The sequence below is a fragment of the Campylobacter showae CC57C genome, from assembly GCF_000344295.2.
In the GTDB taxonomy this organism is placed as follows: domain Bacteria; phylum Campylobacterota; class Campylobacteria; order Campylobacterales; family Campylobacteraceae; genus Campylobacter_A; species Campylobacter_A showae_B.
The window spans coordinates 1-4,451 of record NZ_AOTD01000124.1; the positions used below are offsets into that span (position 1 = coordinate 1).

Sequence of the window (4,451 nt, forward strand, 5' to 3'; positions counted from 1 at the left end):
TACGGCAAATTTGAGCTCAAATTTAGCACCAGAATGCAAAAAATAATATAAATTTGACCCGGTTTGCAAGTAAAATTTGTAAATTTGGAGTTAAAATTTGACGGAAGTTGTTGCCAAATTTAGAGTTTTGAAATCAGCCAAATTTGCCGCCAAAGCCAGCGAAAAGGCCTAGCTTTCAAGCATAAATTTATCAAATTTCAGCCATTTCTCGCCAAAACTTAAGCACCTTATCATCGCCTGCTTGGAGGAATTTAGCTATTTCTTCTGCGCTCGGTACGGCCTTTTTGCTTAGTCGCGCGATACCGATACTAGCAAGCGCTCTAAAAATCTCTCAGAATCGCCCGTAACGCGCCTACCGCAAAGCTCTTCGTCTCCAAGCAGCCACGCATAAATCGCGCCGTCCGCGCAATCAATCAGAAATATCCACGGATCGCCCACGGCAAAAACTATCAAATTTGCAGGACGCGTATCGTCGTGCCACCATTTACCGCCGTATTCGTCGGTGCTGTTTAGCCGCACTAGCTCGCTAGCGTAGTCGCCGCCGGCGCCAAATCGTACGTTGCAAACTTCAAATTTGCCGAAGTTAAATTCGCAAACTAGCCGCGAAAGCGCAAGCGGAAATTTGACGCCTAGAGCTTCTTGCGCATTTTCTAGCGCCCGCGTGGACGCGTCGGCATTGCTTTGTGCTAACAGCCTCATGCCCGTTATGCCCTCTTGTTCCAGAGGCAGGTACATCTCCTCTAGCTCGCGAGCGATCTCGTCTGGCTTTAAAAACAAATTTTTTCCACTCTCGGTTTATCTGAGATTTTTTGTTTCGGTTTTTATGATTTCGCCGTTTTCGCCGTAAAATTTAGTAGTCGCCGCGCCCGCTTTCGCGTCGGTTACGACCTCTTTTACGAGCTCGCCTTTTTCGTTAAATTCTTTTTGTATTTTAACCGCCTCGCTAAGCGGCTTGCCGATCGTTTGGCGCTGGTCTATCACGCTTTTTAGTTTGCCGCTCGGGTAGAAAAACTCAAAATACGCAGACTCGCCGCCTATCTGGTAAGCGCGGCTGTGCAGGCGACCGCTATCGTCGTATTTTTCAAAAGTCGTTTCTTTTTTACCGGTTCGGACACTGGTAAATTCCTTATACGATGGCTTGCCGTCTCTGCGGTATTCGGCTATGTTATTTTCGACGAAAAAGCCTAAATTTGCGTCGAAGCGTTTGGTTTTTCGGTACAGCTTTAGCACCTCGCCCGCGTCAAAAAGTTCTAGTAGCTCCTTTTCTAGCCCGCCCCACAGGCATCTCTCGGCCGTGAACGCAGGCGCGTCTCGGTGCTCTTTTGAGTAGACTTCGAGCAGCACCCAGCGCTCGTTTTTGCGGATGGCGAACGAGATTTTTAGCTTTGTGGATGGGTCGTCCGGGATCTTGCGCTTGTACTTCTCGTCCGCTTCGTCGATGACGTAGCGATTTAGTTGCGTGCCGCTCGCGTCTAGCTCGATGAGGTAGAGTCTGTTGCGTATTTTGCCGCTTGCGTCCTTTTCGCCGTTGCGTAGGTCGTACTTAAAAAATATCTCATAGGTTGCGATTTGCTCGTCTTTTTGCTGCTGTGGCGCGCAGTTACCGACTGCTTGCAGCGAGGTCGCGCAGGTCAAGACGATAAAAAGCTTTAATAAATTTTTCATCTATCTTCCTAAATTTGACGAATTTCGCGCTTGCATTGTGGCGGCGACTTTGCGTAAATTTAAAGGATCGCACCGCGTTTGTAATTTTTAAAATTTACTCTTGAGCTTTGCTATACGTATTGCCCGCTCGTCAAATTTGCCGTGCTTGTCGGTTCGGTCAAATTTGACTTTCGTTTATGTCGTTTTTGCCGCGATTTTTACCTTGTCGACGCCGCCCGAAGCGACAGCTCCTTATTTTAAAATCGCAAAGCCGATACCGACTTTATCGGTGTGGCGGTTGTAGTCGATGAGGCTCTCGCCATATCCCGTGAAGTACTTCACATAGCCGTATACTCCATTCTTACCAAATGGAAAGAGCCACCCAAGCTCGCCCGCGCCGCGGTTGGTTTTATCAAAATGCAGGTTGTTTCGCACCATCGCCGTAAAGACGTGGCCGCGGAAAGGTAGGGCGAAATTTATATCCATATTTCCGAGGTATTTTTCGATGTCGGGGTTGTCGTCGCTACCCTTGCTTTCGGGGATGCGCGCCCACGCTCGCGGGATCACGACGAGGCTACCGGCGTAAAGTTTAGCCTCGAGATATACGCGGTTCCACGAGCGCGACTTCTCGCCGCCCTGGCCGTTACTCTCGTGCAAAAGCCCCGCGCGTAGGTAGTCAAGGCTCGGCAGCGCCTCAAATCTCATCGGAACGGTCACGAAAATCTCGGGGCGATAGTTGGTCTCGCGAAACGGCGTAGAGCCTTTGGCGGTCTGCCACCACGAGCTTTGCGAGTAGCCCGCCGAGATGGTTTCATTCATATCAAACACGTCGTAAAACAGCGGCTTTTGCAGGCTGATTTGAAAAGCGGTCTCAAATCTGCGCCTGCCCTCGACGTCGTTAAATGCGTAGGTTGCCGGCAGGAGGTAGTTTAGGTGGTGCATTTTTAAGCCTAAAATTTCATCCACGTCGTATGCCTCTCCGCTCTCAAATTTTGCTTTCGGGCGCTCTTTGGAGGCGATCTTTTGTTCCTCCACGGGCGCATCTGCTACACTATCTGAGGGCGCGATCACGGAGCGCTCCATGGCGGCAGTTTCGCCGTCCTCGTCAGTAAATATCGCCTTTTTAGCCGCCAGTTTATAAAGCTGCAGAGCTCTTGTTTTGTCGCCTTCATACTCGAGCTTTACGGCAGCTTCGTAGAGGCGCTTGGCTTCGTCTTTGGCGGTCGGCTCGGTTAAATTTTCAGCTAGATTTTCTGACTGCGGGGTTAAATTTTGCTTCGCCGTTTCCGTCTCGCCAGCTACGGCTAAATTTAACAAAATCGCCAGTAAAACGATAATTTTTTTCATATTTTTCCTTCTTTTAAAGCTTGTTCGTAATTGGCTTGGTAGTTGATGTTAAAAAACTCGTCCGCGTTTGCAAATTTTACGATCTTGCAGCGGCAGCGGTCGCGCAAAAGCCCGATCTTGTGCTCGCCGGCAGCAAAAAGCCCACCCGCCGCGCCTGCTAAATCCCCGCTAAAAAACCCGCAAAGCGAGTGCGTATGCGACTCGTCTGCGGCGATGACCATATCGTATTCGCCGGTAAATTTATATAGTTCGCGCACGCACTCTTCGCTAACAAAGGGCATATCGGCCGGGACGATAAAGACGCTTTCGTTTGGGAAATTTCTAAGGATACTGTAAAGCGCTAGCATCGGAGAAAAGGCTGGCTCGCTCAAATTTGACGTATCTTGCGCCAAAATTTGAGCTGAGTTTGTCGGCGCATCGTTGCGCGCCTCTGTCAAATTTGACCGCAAGATCTCATCTGCACCGGCATCTTTTATGAGCGGCAGGGGCGGGTCGAATTTTTCAAATTTGGAGCTAACGAATACGCGCTCGAAAATCCGCCCAAATTTATGCGCTCCGTAGTGCGTGAGCGTCGCAAATCCGCCAAAAGGCAGCAGCGTTTTGTCGCGGCCCATTCGCGAGCTTTTGCCGCCGGCCAGGATGACGCATGTTTTCATTTTTTTTCCTTAAGCAAAATTATAAGGCTAACTTTAGCCAAAAACGGCTTTGATTTACCAAAATGCACCCGCCGCACCCTAAAAATAGTATAATGCGGCTTTTATTTCAAAGGAGAAAAAATGAGCGAGAAAAATTTACAAATTTTAGGTTGGATAGGCACGTGCCTGTCGGTCATTATGTATATTTCCTACATCCCGCAGATAATGGGCAACCTTGAAGGCAATAAGACGCCTTTTATCCAGCCTCTAGCCGCAGCGATAAACTGCACGATCTGGACTAGCTACGGCTTGCTAAAAGCTAAAAGAGACTACCCGCTAGCGGCTGCGAATTTGCCCGGCATCATCTTTGGACTTTTGGCGACGATAACGGCGTTTTAAAGGACAAAAACCGCTAAATTTACCGATACGGCGAAGTTAAATTTGATACTTTTGGCTCGGGTTTTGCAAACTCAAATTTGAATGCAAAATTTCTGCACTGTTTTGCTGTATTTTAATATCTTGATTTTCTTGTTAAGGGGGAGGGCTTAAATGGCGCTTTGCTCGTAGCTACGAATGCTAGCTGTCTCTTCTTGCTTGCAAGCTGCTTTGGCAGGGCGCAGCGACGCAGAAACCCTCTCCGACCCCACTGCACGTGAGAGGTTGCTACACTACGTACAGGTTTATTTGGCTCCACTGCGCCGCACGTTTTAAATTTGCAGTTTTCAAGACGCGGGTCTCGGTGGGTAAAATTTGAAGCTGAAATTTGCAAATTTAGCTTCAAGTTTGAACGCAACAATGATAAGGCGAAGTATTTTGAGATGATTT

At 48.6% G+C, this 4,451-nt stretch carries 5 protein-coding genes; 1 reads left to right on the top strand and 4 read right to left on the bottom strand.

What is annotated here, in order from left to right; all coding sequences use genetic code 11:
• Positions 1-288: 288 nt before the first annotated feature.
• The 4 genes from H740_RS04745 to mobA all read right to left on the bottom strand — a co-directional run bounded on the left by H740_RS04745 (position 289) and on the right by mobA (position 3,647).
• Positions 289-777 (bottom strand): SMI1/KNR4 family protein, encoded by a 489-nt coding sequence (locus H740_RS04745; protein ID WP_002951923.1) that lies wholly within the window; start codon positions 775-777, stop codon positions 289-291.
• A gap of 18 nt (positions 778-795) precedes the next feature.
• Complete coding sequence (locus tag H740_RS04750) at positions 796-1,665, bottom strand: toxin-antitoxin system YwqK family antitoxin (RefSeq protein ID WP_002951928.1); 870 nt, start codon at positions 1,663-1,665, stop codon at positions 796-798.
• A gap of 231 nt (positions 1,666-1,896) precedes the next feature.
• Complete coding sequence (locus H740_RS04755; protein ID WP_002951930.1) at positions 1,897-2,991, bottom strand: phospholipase A; 1,095 nt, start codon at positions 2,989-2,991, stop codon at positions 1,897-1,899.
• Positions 2,988-3,647 (bottom strand): molybdenum cofactor guanylyltransferase, encoded by a 660-nt coding sequence (gene mobA, locus H740_RS04760; protein WP_002951933.1) that lies wholly within the window; start codon positions 3,645-3,647, stop codon positions 2,988-2,990. The genes H740_RS04755 and mobA overlap by 4 nt, the downstream gene beginning before the upstream one ends.
• Positions 3,648-3,767: 120 nt before the next feature.
• Here mobA and H740_RS04765 point away from each other — a divergent pair, with 120 nt between their 5' ends.
• The gene (locus H740_RS04765) at positions 3,768-4,025 is read left to right on the top strand and encodes a SemiSWEET family transporter (protein ID WP_002951935.1); all 258 of its coding nucleotides are present in this window, start codon (positions 3,768-3,770) and stop codon (positions 4,023-4,025) included.
• Positions 4,026-4,451: the final 426 nt, after the last annotated feature.